The following is a 22,544-nucleotide window of genomic DNA, read 5'->3' as shown; positions in this document are numbered from 1 at the left end:
TAAAAGTGGAAGAGTTACAAGAAGTTAAAAATAAAATAAGAAGTTTTATAGAAGAGTGTAATGACGAAAAGAGTTTAGAACTGTTAGACAAACTTGCAACTGGAAAGATGTTAAGGTCAAAACTTATTTTAAAAATTGCAGGAGTAAATGAAGAGTCAATCAAACTATGTGCAGTAGTTGAGATGATTCATGCAGCTTCTTTATTACATGATGATGTTATTGATGAAGCTGATACAAGAAGAGGTAAACCTTCAATCAATGCTTTATATGATAATAAAACTTCAATCATGTTTGGAGATGTTTTATATTCAAAAGCCTTTACTGAACTTTCTCAAATGAATAAAGAAGTTGCATACAATGTTTCAAATGCAGTAACACTTTTAAGTATTGGAGAGATGTTAGATGTAAATTTAACAAATGAGTTTAACTCTTCTTATAAAAAATACCTTGATATGATTTATAAAAAAACTGCTTCATTAATAGAAGCAAGTGCAAAATCAGCAGCTATTTTAGCAGGACTTGATAAAGAAAAATATGCACTTTATGGAAGAAACTTAGGACTTGCTTTCCAAATGATAGATGATATTTTAGATATTACACAAGATAGTGAAACTTTAGGAAAACCTGCAATGCTTGATTTTGTAGAGGGTAAAGTTACTATTCCTTACCTTTTACTACATGAAAGAATTGAAGATAAAACAAAATTAGAAGCCTTATATAAAAAAGAGTTATCACAAGAAGAGAGCTCTTGGATAAAACAAGAGATGATAAATACAAAAGCTTTAGCTGATTCTATTACAAAAGCAAAAGAGCTTGGCCTAGAAGCTATAGAAGCTGTAAAAGAAGAGAAGAATGAGTCTTTAGTTCAAATTATGAGTGCAATGATTGAAAGAGAGTTTTAGTTTATGAGTTATTTATGTATTAGTTTCTCTCATAAAAATACAGATATTCAAACAAGAGAGAAGTTAGCTTTTCCAAATGAGGAAAACAAAGATAGATTTTTAAAACAAATTTTAGTTGATAAAAATATTGAAGAAGCAATTTTACTTTCAACCTGTAATAGAGTAGAGATTATCGCTGCTGTTGGAAATACAAAACTTGCTTCAAAATCTATAATTGAAAAACTTTCAAATTACTCTAAAATAGAGTTTGAAAACCTTTTTGATAGAGCAGATATTTATGAAAATGATGGAGCAATTCATCATCTTTTCTCTGTAGCTTCTGCTTTAGATTCACTTGTAATTGGTGAGACTCAAATTGTAGGGCAATTAAAAGATGCCTTTAGATTTTCATTAGCAAAAAAATATTGTGAACAAAATCTTCCAAGAGCACTTCACTACTCTTTTAAATGTGCAGCAGCAGTTAGAAATGCTACAAGCTTAGGTACAGGTTCTGTTTCAGTTGCTTCTACAGCAGTTGCAAAAGCAAAAGAGATTGTAGGAGATACAAGTGGAGTAAAAGCACTTGTAATTGGAGCAGGGGAGATGAGTGAACTTACTATTAAGCATCTATTATCTTCTGGCTTTGATGTAATTCTTACAAGTAGAGATACTAAAAAAGCTCAACTATTAGCTGATAGTTTTGAGCAACATATTCAAGTTGAAGAGTATTCAAACTTAGAAAAACTTTTAAACCATGTTCCTGTAATGATTACAGCAACAGCAGCACCATACCCAATTATAAAACAAGAGATGGTATCTGAGTGTGCTTTTGATAGATTTTGGTTTGATATAGCAGTTCCAAGAGATATTGATGATATTGAATCATCGAACTTAGATATTTATTCAGTTGATGATTTACAAGATATTGTTGATGAAAATATGACTTTAAGAGCAAAACAGGCAAAAACTGCATACTCAATTGTAAATAAGATGTCTATGGAATTTTTTGAATGGTTAAAATCACTTGAAGTAGAACCTGTTATAAAACATATGTATCTAAAAGGTGATGAGGTTATTGATAAAAAAATCAAGAATGCTATAAAAAAAGGTTTTATAAAACAAGAAGACCAAGAGAATATTAAAAAACTTTGTCAAACTGTTTTAACTGAATATTTACATGAACCTTCAACAAGATTAAAAGGAATATCAAAAGATAGTCAATGTGATGTTGTTGTTGGAACAGTTCAATCTATTTTTGGACTAAAAGATACAGACTTTTTAAATAAATGCGAACACGCAACAAAAAATAATGAATAGGATTTATTAAATGAAATTTTCTCGAATGTTTATACCAACTACAAAAGAGACACCAAGTGATGCTACTTTACCATCACATCAATATCTAATAAGAGGTGGATTTATTTCTCAATCTGGTGCAGGACTTTATGATTTTTTACCTTTAGGAAAAATAGTTCTTGATAAAATCAGAGCAGTTGTAAAAGATGAGATGGATAAAAGTGGAGCAAATGAAATGTTATGCTCTTTTGTAACACCTATGTCTTTTTGGGAAGAATCAGGTAGAAACTTAACTATGGGTTCTGAATTACTAAGATTCAAAGATAGAAAAAGTGGGGAATATGTATTATCTCCTACAAATGAAGAGTCTGTAGTAAACATGGTAAAAAATAGAATTACTTCATATAAAAACCTCCCTTTAAACCTTTATCATATTAATACGAAGTTTAGAGATGAAGCTAGACCAAGATTTGGACTTATGAGAGGAAGAGAATTCCTTATGAAAGATGCTTACTCATTTCATGCTTCACAAGAGTGTTTGATAAAAGAGTTTAAGAATATGGAAGAAGCTTATAAAAGAGTTTATACAAGACTAGGGCTTGATTTTAGAATTGTTGATGCAGATTCAGGAGCTATTGGTGGAAGTGGTTCAAAAGAGTTTATGGTACTTGCAAACTCTGGTGAAGATACAATTGTTATTTGTCCTGATTGTGATTATGGAGCAAATATTGAAGCTGCAATTAGAGCTAAAAAAGTTGTTCCAAATTGGCAAGAGACTACAAATACTCCAATTGCACAAGAGAAAGTATTAACACAAGGTATGAAGACTATTGAAGAGGTTTCAAACTTCTTAAGTACTTCACAAGCTCAATCAATCAAAGCAGTTATGAAAAAAGCTGTTTATGAAGATAAAACTGAAGTAGTTGTGTTCTTTGTAAGAGGAAATGATGAGTTAGAAGAGACAAAAGCTTGTAATGCAGTAGATGCTTTAGAGTTAGTAGATGCTTCAGAAGAGGAAATCAAAGAGAGTGGTTTAGTTGCAGGATATTGTGGACCATTTGGTTTACCAGAAGCAGTTACTTTTGTAATTGATGAAGAGTTAAAAGATGAAGTTGGATTAGTTTGTGGAGCAAATGAAGAGGACTATCACTTTACTGGAACAGACCTTTCAACTTTAAAAGATGCAAAATATTTTGACCTTGTAGCTGTTCAAGAAGGGGATACTTGTTCTTGTTGTGGTGGAAAACTAGAGTACACAAAAGGTATTGAAGCAGGACATATTTTCCAATTAGGTTCAAAATATTCTTCTGCTATGGATGCAACATTTTTAGATGAAAATGGAAAAGCAAAACCATTTGAAATGGGATGTTATGGGATTGGAGTATCAAGACTTGTTGCTGCTGTAATTGAACAAAACCACGATGATAAAGGTGCAATTTGGACAAAAGAGACTGCACCATTTTTAGTTGATGTAATTGTTTCAAATGCTAAAAAAGATGAAGAATTAGAAGCTGGTTTAAAAATCTATGAAGATTTAAAAGCTTTAGGTATTGAAACAATTATTGATGATAGAACAAAAGAGAGATTTGGTTTTAAGATGTCAGATTTTGAACTTATTGGTTTCCCTTATGCTGTAGTTGTAGGTAAAAGACTAAGTGAGGGATTTGTTGAGATTATTGATAGAAAAACTTTAGAAAAAGAAGATGTTGAAGTAAGTAGAGTTACTCAAGTTCTTTTCGAAAAATTAAAAGCTTAAGGAGAAAAAATGGAAACTAGTATTCAAACTGTTTCAGATGTGATTGGTGTTTATGCTTTAAATATTGCAGCTGCAATAGTTATTTTTGTTATTGGTAAATTTCTTGCTAGAAAACTTACTGATTTTTTTGTAAAACTAATGAATAAAAAGAAAAATGTAGATGAAACACTTTTATCATTTTTAGATGATATTGTTTATTATATTTTAATGGTAGTTGTTATTTTAACTTCTTTAAAACAAGTTGGAGTAGATACTACATCATTCTTTGCAATCTTAGGTGCTGCAGGTCTTGCTATTGGTTTAGCACTAAAAGACTCTTTAGGAAACTTTGCTTCTGGTGTTATGATTATTTTCTTCAAACCTTTCAAAGTAGGGGATTTTGTAGAAGCAGGTGGAGTTGCTGGAACAGTTCAAGAAGTAGGTATTTTTAATACTGAATTTAAAACTGGAGATAACCAAAAAATCATTGTGCCAAATGGAGCAATTACAGGTGGAAATATTAAAAATGTAAATGCACATGATACAAGAAGAGTAGACTTAATTGTTGGTATTGGTTATGACGATGATATTAAAAAAGCAAAAGATGTTTTAAACCAAATTGTTGAAGCAGATGAAAGAGTTTTAAAAGATAAAGGTATTACAGTTGCAGTTTCTGAATTAGCTAACTCTTCTGTAAACTTTGTAGTTAGAGCTTGGGTAAATACTCCTGATTACTGGGCTGTAAAATTTGATTTAACAGAAAATATTAAACTTACATTTGATAAAGAAGGTATCTCAATTCCTTTCCCTCAAACAGATGTACATGTATACAAACATAAAAGCTAATATTCCTTCAATATTAGTTGATATTTTAAAAAGCTTACAAGAAGTAGGAATCAAACCTATTCTTGTAGGTGGCTGCGTTAGAGACTCTTTATTAAATATTCCCAACAAAGATTTTGATGTTGAACTTTTTAATTGCGATGATTTAAATATAGTTCAAACTATTTTAGAAAAATATGGAAGTGTAAAACAAGTTGGAAAATCATTTGGTGTAATGATTTTAAATGTAGCTGGTTATGATTTTGATTTTGCCCTTGCAAGAGAAGAGAAAAAAATAGGTCATGGACACAAGGATTTTGAAGTAACAACAAATCCAAATCTAAGCTTTGCACAAGCTAGTCTAAGAAGAGATTTTACTATAAATTCAATTGGTTATGACTACTTTAAAGATGAATATTTAGACCCAAATAGAGGTTTAGAAGATTTAAAAAGTAAAACCTTAAGACATATAAAAGATGAAACTTTTGTGGAAGACCCTTTAAGAGTCTATCGAGCAGTTCAATTTGTATCAAGATATGAGTTAACTTTAGATGAAAAGACTTTTTCTTTATGTAAAGAGATGGTAGATGATGATGAGTTAAAATATTTACCTAAAGAGAGAGTCTATGAAGAGTTTAAAAAACTATTTTTAAAATCAAGAAAACCTTCTCTAGGTTTTTATCTTCTAAAAGAGTTAGGAATTTTAAAATATTTCCCAGAATTAAAAGCTTTAGATGGATGTATTCAGGATAAGCAGTTCCATCCTGAAGGTGATGTTTGGGTTCATACACTAATGACTTTGGATGAGATGGCTAAATATAAAACAGGAGATGAGTATAGAGACCTTTATCTTTTTTATGCACTTCTTTGCCATGATTTAGGAAAACCTTTTTGTACTGAAACTACAAAAGAGGGGAGAGTAACTTCTCATAAACATGAAGCTTTAGGTGTTGAGCCTACGATTAGTTTTTTAAGTAGATTAACTGATGAAAAAAAGCTTATTGAAAAAGTTGTTCCACTTGTAAAAAATCATCTTGCTCCTTTTCAACTTTATAAAGCTGAATCTAGTTTAAAAGCAGTAAAAAGACTCTCTTTAAAGTGCTCTATTGAAGACCTTTGCCTTGTTTGCCTTGCTGACTGTAAAGGAAGAACAATTCCTGATAAAGATAAATGTGATAAGGCTATTACTTGGGTTTTAGAACAAGCAAGACAGATGAATATTTCAAATGAGGGATTAAAGCCAATAGTTCAAGGAAGAGATTTAATAGCTTTAGGGATGAACCCAGGAAAAGAGTTCAAAGAGATATTAGATTATGCTCTAAACCTTCAAATAGATGAAGATTTAGAAAAAGAAGAACTTCTAAAAGCCATAAAAGAGAAGTTTAGGGTCTAACAATATAATTTTCACTTCCATTTATAGAGTGAAAAATAGTTATTCCATATTTATTAGCATAATATTTTAAAAGTATTTTCTGAAGAGTTGGTTCAATAGAGGGTGTAAACCAAGCATTGTTTGAAGTAACAATCATATATTTTGTATCTTTTAAATCTTGATATATTTTTTCACTTGTTGCTTCATAACAAATAGCATTTCTAAAGTTTATACCTTTGATATTAAAATCAGTTGGTTTAGAAGCAGTTTTATAGTCTTGCGCTCCATTATAAAACTTCTCATTGATAAAATCTACTAAAAATTGAGGTAAAGGAATCTCTTCCCCAAAAGGAACTAAAACCACTTTCTTTGCAATATTTAAATTCCCATTTTTGAAATGATAGGTAGCGTTATAATAGTTTTTATCTTCATAATAAATAGCTCCTGCAACAATATCAATCTGTTCTGATTTTTTTAGTAAGACCTCCATTAAAAACTCTTCTGTATTTAAAACAACAGGAAAAACAGTCTCAGGTAAAATAATTAAATCATTTTTTTCTATGATTGCATTATCAATTAAAAGTAAATTGTCATCTATTGTTTTAGCTAGATTGTTTTTTAACCACTTTTGTTCTTGTGGAGTATTTAGTTGTGGCATAGAGATTTTTAGACCTGTTGAATCAATATACGTTCCTTGTGAAGTAACAATTAAAAGCAGAGGCAGAGGTGCAAGAAATCTTTTAAAACCATTTATTTTAATAAACATATAAACAAGAGCTAGTATTAAAGCAAAATGAGCTTTAGAATAAGGCAAATAACTATTTACAAGTGTTAGCTCAGGAATAAACCAATTAAAACCTATAGGATGAATAAAAGAGATTAAAAAAAGAGCAACTGCTCTATAAATAGTTTTATCAACAATTGTCATAAAATAGAATAATAAAGCATAACCTAAACCAATACAAAAAATTATTGGATATTTTAAATATGCTAAGTCATAATACTGAAAACTATTCCCTATCCAGTAAAACCAAAAAATCCCTGTAAAAAAACCAGCAATAACAAAGCTTTTTTTATTTATTGTTAATAACATATAAAAAGAAAAAAGTGCTAATAAAGTGTTTAAAAGTTTTGAGAATATTGCATAGTGTTCTAAGTATATAAAAGAGCACAAAAATAATGCTGTTATGAAGCCTTTTATTATATTAGTTTTGTTAGAATAAGCCCGTTTTACTAAAAACATAGAAAAATACTTTTTAAAAGGAAATTTGATGGAAGGTCAAAGTGCAGATTTAATAAGCTCATTGTTACCCCTAGTTGCATTATTTGCAATTTTTTATTTCTTAATTATTAGACCACAGCAAAAGCAAGCGAAAAATCATAAAGAGATGATCGCTGGACTAAAAAAAGGCGATAAAATTGTAACAAATGGTGGCTTAATGGTAGAAATTACAAAAGTAGAAGAAAGCTACTTAATCGTAAAAAACCACGATAACACTGAAATGAAATTAGTAAAAGAGTTTGTTGCAAAACTTTCTGAATAATTATTTTTAAAACATGTAAAGAGCTTTTACATGTTTTAAAATCTATGTTTACTTCTTATTTTAAGGGATTAACTTGAAAATCTTTAATTATAGACTTATTATATTTTTCTTAAGTATAATTTTTGGAGTGGTATTTTCTGTACCATCTTTTTTACAAACTGAATCTGGGAAAAAAATCTCTTTAGGTCTTGACCTACAAGGTGGACTTCATATGCTTCTTGGTGTAAATACAGATGAAGCAGTAACTTCAAAAATCAAATCAATTGCTACAGCAATAAAATATTTTTCAAATGATGAAGATATTTTAATAGATGGCTTAAGCATCAAAGACAATGATAGAATTGTTTTTACAGTATTAGACGCTGACGAACTTCCAAAAGTTGATAAAATGCTTGAAGAGATAAATGGACTGAATGTTTCAAAAACTGAACTTGAATATTCTATTACATTAACTCAAGACGAAGAGGTTAGAACAAAAGATCAAGCTGTTGCACAAGCAGTAGAAACTATTAGAAACAGACTTGACCAATTTGGACTTGCAGAACCAAATGTTGTAAGACAAGGTGAAACTGATATTGTGGTTCAACTTCCAGGTATCAAAACAGCAGAAGATGAAAAAGCAGCAAGAGAACTTATCTCAAAACCTGCAAATTTAGAACTTATGGCTGTTGATGAAGAGCGAATAGACCAAGTTTACAGTATGACAAGAGCACAAGCAGCACAATATGGTGATGTGATTTTAGAGGCTACTGATAACCCAAATGTTAAGTATCTTGTAAAAGAGATTCCAATTTTAAATGGAAGCCAAGTTGTAGATGCACAAGTTGCTTTTGACCAATCAAATCAACCAATTATTAACTTTACTCTTAACTCAGCCGGTGCTAGAATTTTTGGAGACTTTACAGGTAAAAATGTAGGTAAAAGACTTGCAGTTGTACTTGATGGAAAAGTTTACTCTGCTCCAAATATTAGAGAGAGAATTGGTGGAGGAAGTGGTCAAATTTCTGGTGGATTTACAGTTGTTGAAGCTGGAAATGTTGCGATTGCTTTAAGGTCAGGAGCTTTACCTGCTTCTGTAAACTTACTTGAGAAAAGAAGTGTAGGACCATCATTAGGTGCTGATTCTATTAAAGCTTCTACAATTGCACTTGTAGCTGGGTTCTTAATGGTATTTATCTTTATGATTATTTATTATAGAAGAGCTGGAATTATTGCAAATATTGCACTTGTTACAAATATTTTTATTATTATTTCAGTAATGGCAATGTTTGGAGCAACTTTAACTTTACCTGGTATGGCTGGTATTGTATTAACAGTTGGTATGGCAGTTGATGCAAACGTAATTATCGGAGAAAGAATTAGAGAACTTCTAAGACAAGGAGTTTCTATACCTAAAGCTATTGAAGATGGTTACTCAAATGCAATGAGAGCAATCCTTGATGCAAATATTACAACTCTTTTAGTTGCAGTAATTTTATATGCATATGGTACAGGACCAATCAAAGGTTTTGCAGTAACAATTTCTATTGGTATTTTAGCATCTATGTTAACGGCTATCTTAGGTACACATGGTATTTATGAAGCTTTATTACCTAAAATAGCAAAAGATAAAAACTTAAATAAATGGTTTGGGATTAAATAATGGAAATATTCAAAGGTAATAAAATTCATGATTTTATGGGTAAAAGAATCCCATTTTTAGGTCTTTCAGCTGTTTTAGTTATTGCTTCTATTGTAATACTTTTTACAAAAGGTTTAAACTTTGGTATTGATTTTGCTGGTGGAACTTTAGTACAAGTTCAATATGAGCATAAAGCACCAATTGATAAAATCAGAAAAGTATTAAACGCAACAGAGTATAAAGGTTCTTCTATTACTAAATTTGGTAGTGAAGAGGAAGTAGTTATTAGAATCTCAGGAGTATCATCAAACTTAACAAATGATATTGGTGATGAGATGCATAAATTACTTGATTCTACTGGTAAATTTGAAATCAGAAGAGTTGATATGGTTGGACCAAAAGTTGGTGGAGAGCTTAGAGAAAAAGGTATTATGGCCTTATCTTTATCTCTTATAATTATTTTAATTTATGTATCATATAGATTTGAATGGAGATTTGCCGTTGCTTCTATCTTAGCTCTTGCACATGACGTTATTATTGCACTTGGGGCAATATCACTTGTAGGTGTAGAGGTAAACTTAGATATTCTAGCTGCAATTCTTACAATCTTAGGATACTCATTAAACGATACAATTATCGTATTTGATAGAATTAGAGAAGGTGTTCAAACCTCTAAAGAGTCTGCACTTAATAGTGTAGTAAATAACTCTGTATCAAGAACACTTTCAAGAACAACTCTTACATCATTAACAACATTCTTTGTTGTTGTGACACTATATTTCTTTGGTGGAGAGATTATCAATGGATTTGCCTTTACATTACTTGTAGGTATTATTGTTGGTACATATTCATCTATCTTTATCGCTGCTTCATTCTTAGTACAGCTTAGATTCTCTATTGAGAACTTTAGAGCTAAAGAGGCTGAGAAAGTTAAGAGGCAGAAAGAGAAGGAAAAACTGCGTGCGATGTATGAAAAAGGAACTGTTTAGGAGCGATAGCTTCTAAACAGTCCTTTTCATAAATTATTCTACTTCATAACAAAAAAATCACTCAGTCATTTACTTCAGTAAACTCCTTCATAATTTTTTCATTCTTCATTGACTAATTTCAAAAATTCCAATTTATAAGCTATCTCTCAAGACTTCATAATATAAAAAGGTATCGATTTATATTTTTAGGTTCAAAATTTTATAAATAAAAAGCGTTAAAAAATTGTAACTGTTTGAGACGAAGTCGAGTTTTACAATTTTAGCTTTGCGTGAATAAAATTCCTAAAAATCTAACTTTCGATACGATTTTTTGTTTTACTTTTTATAAAAAAAGTAATAAAAGAGTATAAAGGGTAATTTCAATATAATAAATCTAATAATTTATTTAGGAATGAAATGTCAGAAAATATTTGTAGTATATGTGGTAAAGAAGTTGACGAAGAAGAATTTAAATTAACAAATGACAAAACTAAATGTATTTTACATTGTGAAAAAAAAGATTGGGAAAATTTACCAAAAAAACAAAATAATTATAATAAAAATTCTTTTTGGATTGAATTAGAAGGTACTATTGACAAGATAAATAAATCTAATAAAGAATTGGAAGAGGGGGATTATAAAGCTTATGAATTTAATGATATAGAATTCCCTAATTTTAATAGAAATAAGAAAGCTATATATTCACCTTTTGAAGATACATCCATTAATATTTTATCAAATATCAAGACTAATGCTCCAGTTATTTTTAATAATTGTACTTTTTTAGAAAATGTAATCATCCCAATTAATTGTATTTCAAATCAGTTTGTATTTCAAAAAAATTGTAAGTTTATCCATTGTACTATTAATACAAATGAGAAAGAGGTTGTATTTATAGGTTGTGAATTTTATAAGAAATTTTCAATAACTAATAATTTTAAAGAAATCGATAACTCTTTTATTTTTCATAACTGTAAATTTCATGGGATAGTTTTATTAAATTCTTTAAAAGAAGAAAAACTTTATATATCATCAAAGTTATTTAGAGAATGTCATTTTGACGAAAGGCTAGAATTTTGTAAAGTTTATACCGAATCTAATGCTTTAATTAAAAACTGTATCTTTAACTCTACTGAAGTCATGTTTTCAGAATCAGATATTAATTCTAATATAGATTTTGATACTTATATTGATTCAAAGATAAAAAAGTTAATTATTATAAAAACCATATTTCAAGGTTCTGTTAGTATAAAAGATAATAAAATAGAAAAACTTTGTTTAAAAGATTCTGTTTTTAGTAAAAATTTAAAACTGTCAAATATTATTATAGAAAAAAATACAATTGAAACTTCATCTTTTAATAATTTAATAGCATTGAAAGAAGTTAAATTTAATTCAAATGTTGATTTATCTACAAACTTTTTTGAAAAAGCAAATTTCTTAAAATTTAAATTTTTTGGTATTAAAAACCGTGAAACTGCAAGAATTATAAAAGATTCTTTTGAACAACAAAACAATATAATTGAAGCAAATAAGTATTATGCAATAGAAATGGAAAAAGCAGAAGATGACTTTATAAAAGAGAAAAAGTGGTTTGACTGGGTTATTTTTAAAACTCATAGTCTAGCTTCAAATCATTCTCAAGAATGGTTACTAGCTTTATTTTGGATAATAAATCTAACTTTTATTACAACATATTTAAGCCATGAATTATTTTGTGCAGATATTGTTAAACATATCGATAAAGGATTAGTTTTTTTTGGAGGTTTACTTCTAGTTGGTGTTATTATCTCTAAGTTTAATGAGTTTTATCGAAATATTGCAATTATAATTTCAACAATTTGTATTTACCTCTTTTATTCAAATAGTTATGTTAATGATAGCAATTTAAAAGAGTTTTCAAATATGATTAATCCATTTTCTATTATGACAAAAGGTGAAGAGTTATCTTTTGGAACATTAATTTATAAAATCATAATCGCCTATTTAATCTACCAATTAATAGTCTCTATCCGCCAAAATACAAGGCGAAAATAAACATTCCACATAAACCACACACAAAATGGACAATAAAACTATAAAATAAAAAAATTTAAGTGTGGTTTATCAGTAATTTTTATTTAATAAAGTTTAATATAAAATTATCGTTAGCCCAATGGAGAAGGACATGGAAAAAACTATGCAAGTAGAATCAAGAAGTCTATTATACTATTTTGATAGAATTACATCAAACAATGGAAGAGACTGGTTTTTAGCCCTAACATGGATTTTTGTTTTTGAACTTATCTCATCATTAATTGAGTATAAATACCTAACAATAGCAAGAACATATGTAATTGATATTCAAGAAGGAATCTTCAAAGAGTTATTAATAGCAGCCTTTGTGAGTTTTTTTGTTTGGCACTTTATTTATAGTATTGTAAATATGCATAGAAATCAATTTTACTTTTTAATAATGTATGGCTTATTAGGTCTATATTTTTATATCACAAAAGATATGACTTTTAACTTATTATTTCATAACATTATCAATCCTTTTGAGTTTGAGTTCAATGGCTTTGGTGCATATACAGTAGTTCAATTTGCTATCAAATTAATTATCATTTATCTAATCTTTAAAATGTTTCAAGGTTTCAAATACTCAAAGCAAATGAAATAGCTAGAAAGCCTTTTTTTATCCTTTTTTAGATAATATATTTGCTTAAAATTACAAAGTAAAAATCTATAAAAGGATAATTATCATGGATTGGGGTAAAGTAACCTATATATTCTTTTCATTAATGTCGTTAACAACTACAGCAGGTTTTCTATATGAGCCAAATGCAGTAGCCCTCTTCCTCGCAGCAGGTGTTAATGTTATTTCAACAATTTTAAAAATAGGTGTTAAAAATCTTTTAGCAGCAGAATTATTAGCAAGTTCTTTAGTTGCAGATTTACACTTAATTCCAGCATTTATGGTGTTAACTTTTATAGGTGACGAACCGATGGCAATAGCCTTAGCAATTGGAGCTGTTGTTGCAAATCTTTTCTCAATAGCATTAGCTTTAATTGAGAGTGCAAAAAGTCAAGATAAGGAAGATTATTAATGGAATATAGTCCAAAGAGTATTGAGTCAAAGTGGCAAAACTTCTGGGTTGAAAACAAATCTTTTGAGCCTAGTGATGATTATAAAAAAGAAAAAAAATATATTTTAAGTATGTTCCCATATCCAAGTGGTAGAATTCACATGGGACACGTTAGAAACTACTGTTTAGGTGATGCAATCGCAAGATTTTTTAGAAAATCTGATTTTAATGTTTTACATCCAATTGGATGGGATAGTTTTGGTATGCCAGCAGAAAATGCAGCTATCAAACACAAACTTCACCCTAAAAAATGGACTTATGAAAATATTGACTATATGAGAGATGAGCTGAAAGCTTTAGGACTATCTTTTTCTGAACAAAGAGAGTTCGCAACTTCTGATGAACTTTATACAAAATGGGAACAAGAATTCATTATCAAAATGTTTGAAACAGGTTTACTTTATAGAAAATCTACAACAGTAAACTGGTGTGAACCATGTCATACAGTATTAGCAAATGAGCAAGTAGAAGAGGGTTGTTGTTGGAGATGTGATACTCCTGTTCAACAAAAAGAGATGCCAGGATATTATGTAGGTATTACAAAATATGCTCAAGAATTATTAGATGATTTAAAAACTTTAGAAGGGCAATGGCCATCACAAGTTTTAACTATGCAAGAGAACTGGATTGGTAGAAGTGAAGGTTTAGAGTTTAATATGCTTTTATCAAAGCAATCAAAATATAAATTAGATAATCAATTCTCTTCATATCAAGTATTTACAACAAGACCAGATACAATTTATGGAATCTCTTATTCAGCTTTAGCTCCTGAGCATCCAATTGTTAAGTATATTGTTGAAAACAATCTTTTACCAGAAAGTAAAATCAATGCTATTAAAGCAATGCAAAAAGTGAGTGAAAGAGATAGAGCAACTATGCCAAAAGAGGGTGTATCTTTAGAGATTGATGTAATTCATCCACTTACTGGTGAGTCTATTCCTGTATGGGTTGCAAATTTTGTACTTGCTTCTTATGGTGGTGGTGCAGTTATGGCAGTGCCAGCACATGACCAAAGAGACTTTGAGTTTGCAAAACAGTATAACTTACCAATCAAACAAGTAATTGTTGGAAAAGATGGTGTTTTATCTAATCAAACTGAAGCATATACAGATGAGGGTGAGTTAATCAACTCTGAAAGTTTTACAGGTCTTAAAAACAGTAAAGCAAAAAAAGCTATTATTTATCATTTTGAGCAAAACTCTCTTGGTAAAAAACAAATCAATTTTAAATTAAGAGATTGGGGAGTTTCAAGACAGAGATATTGGGGAGCACCAATTCCATTTGTACATTGTGATGATTGTGGATTAGTTCCTGAAAAGATTGAAAATCTTCCTATTGCACTTCCTGAAGATGTAGAAATTACAGGTGAGGGTAACCCACTTGATACGCATCCAACATGGAAACATACTTCTTGTCCTTCTTGTGGTAAGCCAGCAATTAGAGAGACTGATACTTTAGATACTTTTGTCCAATCTTCTTGGTACTTTCTAAGATATGCAACAAACAACAAAAAGTGGGAAAAAGAAGGAATCTCTAAAAAAGATTCTGATTATTGGATGGATGTTGACCAATATATTGGTGGCATTGAACACGCTATTTTACACTTACTTTATGCAAGATTTTTTACAAAAGTATTAAATGATTTAGGATATACAAACTCAAGAGAGCCATTTAAAAAGTTACTTACTCAAGGTATGGTACTTAAAGATGGTGCAAAAATGTCTAAATCTAAAGGTAATGTAGTAGATCCTGATTCTATTGTTGAAAAGTATGGAGCTGATACAGCTAGAATGTTTATTCTATTTGCTGCACCTCCAACAAAAGAGTTAGAGTGGAATGATTCAGCAGTTGAAGGTTCATTTAAATTTATTAAAAAATTCTATGAAAGATCAGTAAATGTTACTGAGAATTCAGCTGCTAACTTTAAAAATATTGACCATTCATCTTTATCAAAAGAGGAAAAAGAAGCTAGAAGAAAAGTATATGAAGCTTTACAAAAAGCAGATGATGTATTCAATAAAACATATACGTTTAATACTTTAATTGCAGCTTCAATGGAAGCTATGAATGCACTTCAAGCACAAACAAATGAGCTTGTATGGGCAGAAGGTTATTATATTTTAACAAATATCTTAGAGCCAGTAATTCCTCATACTTGTTGGGATTTAGCTGATAGCTTATTTAAAAGAGAAAATTTCTCTTCAAAAATTGAAGTTAAAGAAGAGGTATTTACTTTAGATTCAATTATTTTAGCTATTACAATTAATGGTAAAAAAAGAGCAGAACTTGAAGTAGCTCCAAGTGCAACAAAAGAAGAGATTTTAGCAGAAGCAAAAACTCTTGCAGCTAAATGGCTTGATGGTAAAGAGTTAATCAAAGAGATTGTTGTACCAAATAAGTTAGTTAACTTAGTTATTAAGGGTTAATATGAAAAATGGTCTATTAGTATTATTAGTTGTGTTTTTGTTTACTGCTTGTGGTTATAAACCTTCAAGTCACTATGCAAAAAGGCAATTAGAAGGTTCTATTTTTGTTAATTTAATTATTAACTTAGAAGACCCAAGAAATGCCGTAATTATTAAAGATGCAATGCATGAATTAATAGTACATAGATTAGATTCAAATCTTGTATTTGATAAAAAACTAGCTGATACTATTCTTGATGTAAAACTTAACTCTGTAGGAATGCAAGAGTTACAAGATGATGAAGATGGTTATAATAACTTATATAGAGCGGTTGTAACTATTTTAGTAGCATATCATAAAGATGGAGCTAAAAAGTCATTTACAGTAAGTGGTGATTATGAATTCTCAATTAATAAAGGTTCAACTATCACAGATTCAAAAAGATTTGAAGCAATTAGAAATGCTGCTACAAAAGCTTTAGAAGAGGTTATTTCTAAATTAGCTGTTCAATCTTTTGAAAAAAAGAAATAGATGCTAATTGATTTTAAAACTGCCTCTTTAACAGAGGTATTAGAACATAAGACTATGTACTATGAGAAAATAGATTTCTCAATAGTACAAAAGTCTTGGGAAATTCTATCTTCTTCTTTATCTCTTCCCTTTGTAATTCATATTGTAGGAACAAATGGAAAAGGAAGTACAGGAAGATTTTTATCTCATTATTTACATAAAAAAGGTTTTAAAACCTTACATTACTCTTCTCCTCATATTTTAAAATTCAATGAAAGAATTTGGATAAATGGAAAAGATAGTTCAGATGAAGAACTAGAAAAAGCTAGTAAAAAACTACAAGAATTTTTACCTCTTTCTTTATTAGAAAAGCTTACTTATTTTGAATATACAACACTTTTAGCACTGGTTTTAAGCTCAAATCTTGATTATTTGGTTTTAGAAGCTGGGCTTGGTGGAGAGTTTGATGCTACAAATGTTGTGAAAAATGATTTATCTTTAATCACAACTATTGGTTTAGACCATCAAAGTTTTTTAGGTAATACAATAGAAGAGATCGCAAGAACAAAAATGCGTTCTGTAGATACAAAAATGCTTATTGGTTATCAAGTTTCTAATAAGGTTTATGAAACAGCTTTAAAAGTAAAAGAAGAACTTAAAAAAGAGTTTGGAAAAGAAATAGTTATACAAACTGTAAAAGAGTTTGATAAATATGATTTAGATGAGAAGTTTGCTTCTTATTTAAAACTAAATTTACATTTAGTTATTGAAGTTTTAGAAGAGCTTGATATTGAAATTGATACAAAAATCTTCAATGATGTAAAACTTTCAGGAAGATGTGAAAGAATCAAAGATAATATAACTATTGATGTAGGTCACAATCCCCTTGCTGCAACAGTTTTAGCTAGAGAATTTAATAATAAAAAAGTGCATTTAATATATAATTCTTATAAAGATAAGGATTATGCTGAAGTTTTAAGGATTTTAAAACCCATTATTACACAAATAACTATTCTTGAACTTGATGATAATAGAATAGTAGATAAAAATAATTTATTAGAAATTTGCCATAATTTAAATATAATAGTAAATTCTTTAGAAAAAATTGACCCAAAAGAAGAGTATTTAGTTTTTGGTTCATTTTTAGTTGTTGAAAAATTTTTAAGAAATATGGAATTAAATGAAGAATAGATTAATTATTACTGTTACTGATGTTCATGGAACTAGAGCGTTTAATGTCCATCAAATTGCTAAAAAACTTATTGTATTTATTATTCTTTTTGTAATACTTATTATTGGTGGTGGTTCTTGGTTTATCAATAATCTAAGTGATAGAATCGAAACAATAAAAATACAAAAAGAGAAAGAGTTAGATAAAAAAGAGCAAGAAATAGAATTAAAAGAGAGTGAAATTAACTCTTTAAATGAAAAAGAGCAGAAACTTCAAGCTCAAAATAAATTTTATTCAATGCAAATTAAAAGTAAAGTTGAAGATATTGATGCACTTAGTTCAAAGCTTGACGATATTGAAGCTATGATTGGACTAAAAGATGAAAAGATTGAACAACTTACAAAAGAGACTTTAGACTCTATTAGTGATAATACAAAATATTTTACACTTTTAACTATACCAAATGGAAGTCCTATTCAAAATACAAGAGTTACATCTGCTTATGGATATAGAATACATCCTATTACTAGAAAAAAGAAATTTCATAGAGGGATTGACTTAGAAGCTAAAATGAGAACACCTATTAAAGCAACTGCAAATGGAGTTGTAGTTTATGTTAGGTCAAAAGATAGAGGCGATTTTGGTAGGGTTGTGAAATTACAACATAGTTTTGGATTTATGACAATCTATGCTCATTTAAATCAAACAGATGTAAAACTTGGAGATGTAATTAGAAAAGGTCAAGTTGTTGGTTTAAGTGGGAATAGTGGTCGAAGTAATGGTCCACATCTACACTATGAAGTAAGATATGGTGGAAAAATTTTAGATCCAAAAGACTTTATAAAGTGGAATTTTAAAAATTATGATAAAATCTTTACTAAACAAAGGAGAGTTAAGTGGGAATCTTTGGTAAGGCTAATAAGCGAGCAGCACAAAATGGTGCTACAGTAATTGCCCATGGAACTTGTATTATAGGTGGAATTACTACTGAAGGTACAGTTCATATCGATGGAAAATTTGAAGGTGTTATTTTAGAAGCTGATGTTATTTCAATTGGTAAAACAGGAGAAGTAATAGGTGATATTAAAGCAAATAACTTAATTGTTAGTGGTCTTTTAGATGGCAAAATTGATTGTAATGAAGTACAAATTCTTTCAACTGGAAAAGTTATTGGAAATATGAAATACAATGAATTAAGCATTGAAGAAGATGGTAAGTTTGAAGGGCATGGTGTTAGAAAAGGCTCAAAACTAAAAAGTAGATATGATGAAATTGAGAATAAACTTAATAATATCATAATTACACCGTCTCACCAAATTGAGCATGAATCATAAAAAAATAGAAGAAAGATTAAAAGAACTTTATGAACAAAAAATAGCTATAGAAGAAGAGATTAAGACTCTTGAAACTATAGTACAGCAAAATAGAAATAAAAATCTTACTAAAGATGAAAAAATAGAGCTTTTTAAATCTCTGTTTTTTGCAAGAACAGATATTTTTGCAAAAAAATGGATTAGTAAAGATGGCTCAAAACAAACCTTTTATCCCTTAACTCAAACTTTTAGAGGTAATGATTATTTACCTCTAACAAACAAAGATGTAGAACTACATTTAAGAGGTAAAGTTCAGCTTGCCTCATATTTAATTAACTCTTTAAATCAAAGTAAATATTTAGTTTTAGAAGTTTTACAAAAAGATATTCCCACCTTACTTAAAACTTTTTCTTCTATAAATATTGAGGCTATTTTTGAATATACTTCATATAACTCAATTTTTGTTTGGATATTTTTTGAAGAGTATCTTGATACAAAAAGTGTAAGAACTTTTGCTCAATATATTTTAAAAAAATCAAATATCACAGCTAAGATATTTCCCACAAAAGATTTTGCAACTTTAGGAAATTTTGATGAAGCAGTTGAATTACCTCTTCATTTAGTATTTAGAGACTCTAATAAAACTGTATTTTTTGAACCAAATACAAAAGAGGTATATAAAGACCAATGGAGGCTTTTACAAAATATTAATAGAGTTTCTAAGAGCATAGTTTTAAAATATAATGATTTTGAAAAAGTAAATACAACTGACTTAATGTTTGAAGATATAGAGTTTCCTCTTTTTAAGTTAGAGATAAAACTTTACGATTATTTGTATATTCCGACTTTGAACTTATCAAGAAGTTTTATAACTAAGTTAAAATCCTTTGCCTCTTTTGATAACCCTCAAATAAAAGTTTTATTAAGTCTTAGAAAACCTTTATATAATACTCCAAAAGTGATAAAGAATTTTGAAGAAGATGAAAACTATTTAAAACTACCAAGGGGTTTATTATATAAAATTTCAAAATATTTTGAAGAGAATCAAGTTGCTTTTAAAATAGATGATAAAACTTATTTTGAAGCAGTTGAGACAAAAAAAGTTTTATATGAATTAAGGGAAGAACAAAAAGAGGCTATTTCTAAAATCTTTAAAAAGAGATTTTCTATTTGTGTTGCTCCTCCTGGTTTTGGTAAAACTCTTCTTGGTGCAAAAATGTTTGAGCAACGAGCTTGTTCTACTTTGATTATTGTAAATAAGAATATGCTTTTAGACCAGTGGAGAGATAGGTTTGTTGAATATTTTGATTATAAAAAAACAGATATCGGTTATTTGGGAAAAAGTAAAAATAAATTAAATGGAAAAATAGATGTTGCTACAATGCAGAGTCTAAAAAACATACCAGATATCATAAATAACTACTCATTTGTAATAGTTGATGAGTGTCACCATATTCCAGCAGTTACTTTTGAACAAATAGTTAAACAGTTTTTCGGAAAATATATCTTAGGACTTAGTGCAACACCAAAAAGAAAAGATGGATTAGACCCTATTTTATTCCAACAATTAGGGGATATTTCTTATGAGTATAAAAAGAAAAAAACTTTTAATAATAAATTAGAGATAATACGAACTGACTTTGTTAGTGAAGCTGATAACTATGCAACACTCATAAATGAGTTGTGTGTAGATGAAAAAAGAAATAATTTAATTATTCATCAAATAAAGCTTCATCAAAAAAGAAAGATTTTAATTTTAACTGATAGAATTGAACATATCAACGCTTTAGAACGGCTGTTAGAAAAAGAAGAGCTTGATTATGTTTCTATTCATGGAAGTATGACTAAAAAAGAACAAAGCGAAAAGATTAAACTAATTGAAGAAAAAAGTTTAATTTTAGCAACTACTTCATATTTTGGTGAAGGAATAGATTTCCCTCATTTAAATACGATTATATTTGCTACTCCAATCTCCTATTATGGAAGATTGATTCAATATTTAGGAAGAATTGGAAGAGGAAATCAAGAGTGTTTAGCAATTGATTTTCTAGATAACAAAAATGCTATGCTTAATTCAGCTTATAAAAAAAGGCTTGAAGGGTATAAGCAAATGCACTATTTATAAAAGAAGGAAGAGATGTTAGGAATTATCGTTTGGACACTATTCATAGCAATAGTAGTTAATCTTATCTTAAAAAGATTTCATTTACCAACAATTATTGGGTACATTTTAACAGGTACAATTATTGCTTATGCTTTTAATTTACACGCGGCTGTAAATAATCATGATTTAAAAGAGATTGCAGAGTTTGGTGTAGTATTCTTAATGTTTACCATAGGTTTAGAGTTCTCATTAGAGCATTTAAAACGAATGAGAAAAGAGGTGTTTTTTACAGGAACACTTCAAATTGTAGTAACTACAGCTTTTGTAATTACTATTTGTATGTTTATTTTTAGTTTTGATTTTAGAACTTCTCTTATTATTGGAGCTGCTTTATCTTTATCATCAACAGCCATTGTTTTAAAAACATATAATGAAAATAATGAGATTAAAAAAAGACATGGACAAAGAGTTCTTGGAATTTTAATTATGCAAGATATTGCTGTAATTCCAATCTTACTTATGATTTCACTATTTGCAGCAGATGATGATAAAAGTATAACTTCACTAGTTTTTGAAACAACAGTTGCTGCTGGTATTTTACTTGCACTTTTATATATTGTAGGAAAATACTTATTAGAACCATTTTTTGAACATGTTTCAAAATCAAAATCTGATGAACTATTTGTTGGGTCTGTTTTATTAGTTGCAATTGGAGCTTCATATTTAGCTCACTATTTTGGATTTACTTACTCTCTTGGAGCTTTTGTTGCTGGTATGATGATTAGTGAAACAAAATTTAAACATCAAGTAGAAGCTGACCTTACACCATTTAGAAATCTTTTATTAGGAGTTTTCTTTATTACAGTAGGGATGCAGATTAACTTCAAAGTTATTGCAGATAATATAGTAATTATTTTAATCTTATTACCAGTTTTAGTATCTTTAAAATATTTAATCATCTATTTACTTGTAAGACTTGATGATACAAAAAGAGTTGCTTTTAAAACAGCAATTTCTTTAGTCCAAATTGGAGAGTTTTCACTGGCTATTTTAGAGCTTGCAAGAAGTAGAAGTTTAATTGATCCAACTTATTCTCAGATACTTATTGTAACTATTGTTATTTCAATGATTTTAACACCAATTATTTTAAAAAATATGTCTTCATTAGCAGCTAAACTTCTAACAGAAGATACTCTTAAATTACCAGAAACATATAATATTGACAAAGATACAAAAGGTCATATCGTTGTTTTAGGTTTTGGACATTTAGGTCAAGAGATTGCTCATAACTTAAGAGAAGATGGACATAATTATGTAATTATTGAACACAACTTAAAATATTTTGAGATAGGATATAAAGATAATGAGCCTATCATCTTTGGAAATGCAGCTCATAAACATATTTTAGAATCTGTAAATATTAAAGATGCTTGTGCAGTTATAGTAGCTATTGATAACCCTGAAAAACTTCATTTAATTTGTGAGGTTATTGATGATTTAACTCATAATACAAAAACTATTGTAAAAGTAACTAGATTTAGTGAAAAACAAGAGTTAGAGTCTTTACACTTAGAGCATATCATTGTTGAAGATGATGTAGTTGCTAGAGCTCTTGTTAATGAAACAAAAATTTGTAAAGTTGATTTTATAAAAGAGCAAAAAGAGGATTAATCCTC

At 28.9% G+C, this 22,544-nt stretch carries 19 protein-coding genes; 18 read left to right on the top strand and 1 reads right to left on the bottom strand.

Annotated elements, in window-relative coordinates; all coding sequences use genetic code 11:
* Nucleotides 1-5: 5 nt before the first annotated feature.
* From ABIV_RS10755 to ABIV_RS10735, 5 genes are read left to right on the top strand one after another with little or no spacing between them, the layout of a single operon-like run.
* Nucleotides 6-902: a polyprenyl synthetase family protein gene (locus ABIV_RS10755; protein ID WP_114839880.1), complete on the top strand. Its 897-nt coding sequence runs from the start codon at nucleotides 6-8 to the stop codon at nucleotides 900-902.
* Nucleotides 903-905: 3 nt separating this feature from the next.
* The gene (hemA, locus tag ABIV_RS10750; protein WP_114839879.1) at nucleotides 906-2,198 is read left to right on the top strand and encodes a glutamyl-tRNA reductase; all 1,293 of its coding nucleotides are present in this window, start codon (nucleotides 906-908) and stop codon (nucleotides 2,196-2,198) included.
* A gap of 10 nt (nucleotides 2,199-2,208) precedes the next feature.
* On the top strand, nucleotides 2,209-3,933 hold the full coding sequence (locus ABIV_RS10745) for a proline--tRNA ligase (protein WP_114839878.1): 1,725 nt from the start codon (nucleotides 2,209-2,211) through the stop codon (nucleotides 3,931-3,933).
* A 9-nt stretch (nucleotides 3,934-3,942) separates the two neighbouring features.
* Nucleotides 3,943-4,758, top strand: coding sequence for a mechanosensitive ion channel family protein (locus ABIV_RS10740; protein WP_114839877.1), 816 nt, complete (start codon nucleotides 3,943-3,945; stop codon nucleotides 4,756-4,758).
* Nucleotides 4,736-6,127 (top strand): CCA tRNA nucleotidyltransferase, encoded by a 1,392-nt coding sequence (locus tag ABIV_RS10735; RefSeq protein WP_114839876.1) that lies wholly within the window; start codon nucleotides 4,736-4,738, stop codon nucleotides 6,125-6,127. Before ABIV_RS10740 ends, ABIV_RS10735 begins: the two co-directional genes overlap by 23 nt.
* Here ABIV_RS10735 and ABIV_RS10730 read toward each other — a convergent pair.
* On the bottom strand, nucleotides 6,117-7,349 hold the full coding sequence (locus ABIV_RS10730; protein ID WP_114839875.1) for an apolipoprotein N-acyltransferase: 1,233 nt from the start codon (nucleotides 7,347-7,349) through the stop codon (nucleotides 6,117-6,119). The two genes, ABIV_RS10735 and ABIV_RS10730, sit on opposite strands and share 11 nt — an antisense overlap.
* 28 nt (nucleotides 7,350-7,377) lie before the next feature.
* Between ABIV_RS10730 and yajC the strand changes: the two genes are divergently transcribed.
* From yajC to ABIV_RS10665, 13 genes are all read left to right on the top strand, one after another.
* Nucleotides 7,378-7,650 carry a preprotein translocase subunit YajC gene (gene yajC / locus ABIV_RS10725; RefSeq protein ID WP_114839874.1) on the top strand — a complete coding sequence of 91 codons (273 nt, stop codon included), beginning with the start codon at nucleotides 7,378-7,380 and terminating at the stop codon, nucleotides 7,648-7,650.
* 73 nt (nucleotides 7,651-7,723) lie between these two features.
* Complete coding sequence (gene secD, locus ABIV_RS10720) at nucleotides 7,724-9,292, top strand: protein translocase subunit SecD (protein WP_114839873.1); 1,569 nt, start codon at nucleotides 7,724-7,726, stop codon at nucleotides 9,290-9,292.
* A complete protein-coding gene (gene secF / locus ABIV_RS10715; protein WP_114839872.1) occupies nucleotides 9,292-10,260 on the top strand; it encodes a protein translocase subunit SecF in 969 nt (322 codons plus the stop codon). Before secD ends, secF begins: the two co-directional genes overlap by 1 nt.
* A gap of 396 nt (nucleotides 10,261-10,656) precedes the next feature.
* Nucleotides 10,657-12,276, top strand: a complete 1,620-nt coding sequence (locus tag ABIV_RS10710) for a leucine-rich repeat domain-containing protein (RefSeq protein WP_114839871.1) — start codon at nucleotides 10,657-10,659, stop codon at nucleotides 12,274-12,276.
* A 130-nt stretch (nucleotides 12,277-12,406) separates the two neighbouring features.
* A complete protein-coding gene (locus tag ABIV_RS10705; RefSeq protein ID WP_114839870.1) occupies nucleotides 12,407-12,898 on the top strand; it encodes a hypothetical protein in 492 nt (163 codons plus the stop codon).
* Nucleotides 12,899-12,980: 82 nt separating this feature from the next.
* Nucleotides 12,981-13,325 (top strand): DUF6394 family protein, encoded by a 345-nt coding sequence (locus ABIV_RS10700; protein WP_114839869.1) that lies wholly within the window; start codon nucleotides 12,981-12,983, stop codon nucleotides 13,323-13,325.
* A complete protein-coding gene (gene leuS / locus ABIV_RS10695; protein WP_114839868.1) occupies nucleotides 13,325-15,790 on the top strand; it encodes a leucine--tRNA ligase in 2,466 nt (821 codons plus the stop codon). The genes ABIV_RS10700 and leuS overlap by 1 nt, the downstream gene beginning before the upstream one ends.
* A 1-nt stretch (nucleotide 15,791) precedes the next feature.
* Complete coding sequence (gene lptE / locus ABIV_RS10690) at nucleotides 15,792-16,301, top strand: LPS assembly lipoprotein LptE (RefSeq protein ID WP_114839867.1); 510 nt, start codon at nucleotides 15,792-15,794, stop codon at nucleotides 16,299-16,301.
* Nucleotides 16,302-17,471 (top strand): bifunctional folylpolyglutamate synthase/dihydrofolate synthase, encoded by a 1,170-nt coding sequence (locus tag ABIV_RS10685; protein ID WP_114839866.1) that lies wholly within the window; start codon nucleotides 16,302-16,304, stop codon nucleotides 17,469-17,471.
* The gene (locus ABIV_RS10680; RefSeq protein ID WP_114839865.1) at nucleotides 17,461-18,402 is read left to right on the top strand and encodes a M23 family metallopeptidase; all 942 of its coding nucleotides are present in this window, start codon (nucleotides 17,461-17,463) and stop codon (nucleotides 18,400-18,402) included. Before ABIV_RS10685 ends, ABIV_RS10680 begins: the two co-directional genes overlap by 11 nt.
* Nucleotides 18,348-18,785, top strand: a complete 438-nt coding sequence (locus ABIV_RS10675) for a bactofilin family protein (protein ID WP_114839864.1) — start codon at nucleotides 18,348-18,350, stop codon at nucleotides 18,783-18,785. The genes ABIV_RS10680 and ABIV_RS10675 overlap by 55 nt, the downstream gene beginning before the upstream one ends.
* Nucleotides 18,775-20,889: a DEAD/DEAH box helicase gene (locus tag ABIV_RS10670; RefSeq protein ID WP_114839863.1), complete on the top strand. Its 2,115-nt coding sequence runs from the start codon at nucleotides 18,775-18,777 to the stop codon at nucleotides 20,887-20,889. Before ABIV_RS10675 ends, ABIV_RS10670 begins: the two co-directional genes overlap by 11 nt.
* A 12-nt stretch (nucleotides 20,890-20,901) precedes the next feature.
* Nucleotides 20,902-22,539: a cation:proton antiporter gene (locus ABIV_RS10665; protein ID WP_114839862.1), complete on the top strand. Its 1,638-nt coding sequence runs from the start codon at nucleotides 20,902-20,904 to the stop codon at nucleotides 22,537-22,539.
* Nucleotides 22,540-22,544: the final 5 nt, after the last annotated feature.

Source organism: Halarcobacter bivalviorum (assembly GCF_003346815.1).
GTDB lineage: Bacteria > Campylobacterota > Campylobacteria > Campylobacterales > Arcobacteraceae > Halarcobacter > Halarcobacter bivalviorum.
The sequence above is the reverse complement of the archived record's forward strand: the minus strand, read 5'-3'. Positions and strand labels throughout refer to the sequence as shown.